General features: G+C 71.4%; 1 protein-coding gene. It reads left to right on the top strand.

From position 1 onward, the window contains the following. Nucleotides 1-251 precede the first annotated feature (251 nt). Nucleotides 252-1,478 carry an IS110 family RNA-guided transposase gene (locus tag ACLFMI_RS26725; RefSeq protein ID WP_410950731.1) on the top strand — a complete coding sequence of 409 codons (1,227 nt, stop codon included), beginning with the start codon at nucleotides 252-254 and terminating at the stop codon, nucleotides 1,476-1,478. Nucleotides 1,479-1,488: the final 10 nt, after the last annotated feature.

Below are 1,488 nucleotides of genomic sequence, written 5' to 3'. Positions count from 1 at the left end.
TGCCTAATGGCAGCTGGCGGAGCCCGATGAGGCAGGCTCCGGCCCGGTAGCCGCCGGTGGGCGAGCACTCTCGTTGCCTGGACGCTCTGCAGTCCTAGCGTCAGACCGTGCCCCCACCGGTGGTCGGGAGCATTGACCGCTGATGGGATGACGTGCCCGCCGATCAGGGCGCGAGCACTGATCCATTAGGCCGCGAGCGATCTCCCGCAGGCTACGGCGTTGATGACGTGTGACAGGTGGGAGGCGCATCGGTGCTGTTCGTCGGTGACGACTGGGCTGAAGACCATCACGATGTGGAGGTGCAGAACGAGTCCGGGGAGCGACTGGGTAAGCAGCGCATCCGGGAAGGCGTGGACGGGATCGCCGGGCTCCACGAGCTGATCGGCCGGTTCGCCGGTGACGACCTTGACCCCGAGCATGTGGTGGTGGGCATCGAGACCGACCGGGGCCCGTGGGTGGCCGCGCTGGTCGCGGCCGGGTACACGGTGTATGCGGTCAACCCACGTCAGGTCGCCCGGCACCGGGAGCGGTACTCGATGTCGGGGGCCAAGAGTGACGCCGGTGATGCGCACACCCTGGCCGACATGGTGCGCACCGACCGTCACCAGCTCCGACCGGTGGCCGGGGACTCCGCGCAGGCCGAGGGGTTGAAGGTGGCCGCGCGGGCGCACCAGAACCTGATCTGGGACCGGCACCGCCAGCTGTTGCGGCTGCGTTCGGCGCTGCGGGAGTACTTCCCCGCCGCGCTGATCGCCTTCGACGACCTGGCCGCCCCCGATACTCTCGAACTGCTGGCCGCGGCCCCGGACCCGCACGCCGCAGCCGAGCTGTCGCGCTCCCAGATCGGCGAGGCCCTGCACCGCGCGCGGCGTCGCAACGTCGAGGCCAGGGCCGAGCGGATCCAGACGGTGCTGGCCGGGCAGGCGCTGACCCAGCCGGAGGCGCTGGTCGCCGGCTATGCCGCCACGGTGCGCGCCGCGGTCGCGGTGATCGGCACGTTCAACACCGAGATCGCCACTCTGCAGGGCCAGGTGGAGGGCCATTTTGGCCGGCACCCGGACGTTGAGATCTACCGCAGCCAGCCCGGGCTCGGTGAGATCCTCGGCGTCCGGGTGTTGGCCGAGTTCGGCGACGACCCACACCGCTACGCCGGGGCCCGGGCGCGGAAGAACTACGCCGGCAGCGCGCCGATCACCCGCGCCTCCGGCAAGAAGACCGTCACCCTGGCCCGCTGGGTCCGCAACCGGCGCCTGGCCGACGCGCTGCACCGGCAGGCGTTCTGCGCGCTGACCGCCTCACCCGGGGCCCGGGCCTACTACGACCAGCTCCGGGCACGCGGCAGCGGCCACCACGCCGCGCTGCGCCAACTCAGCAACCGACTGGTCGGCATCCTGCACGGCTGCCTCAAGACCGGAACCCGCTACGACGAAGCCACCGCCTGGGGGCACCACCAGCACGATCACCAGACCGCCGCTTGACAGCCCAGCC

This window comes from Pseudonocardia nantongensis, assembly GCF_046546495.1.
In the GTDB taxonomy this organism is placed as follows: Bacteria; Actinomycetota; Actinomycetes; order Mycobacteriales; family Pseudonocardiaceae; genus Pseudonocardia; species Pseudonocardia nantongensis.
Note: the sequence above shows the minus strand (reverse complement) of the source record. Positions and strands in the feature narration are given on the sequence as shown.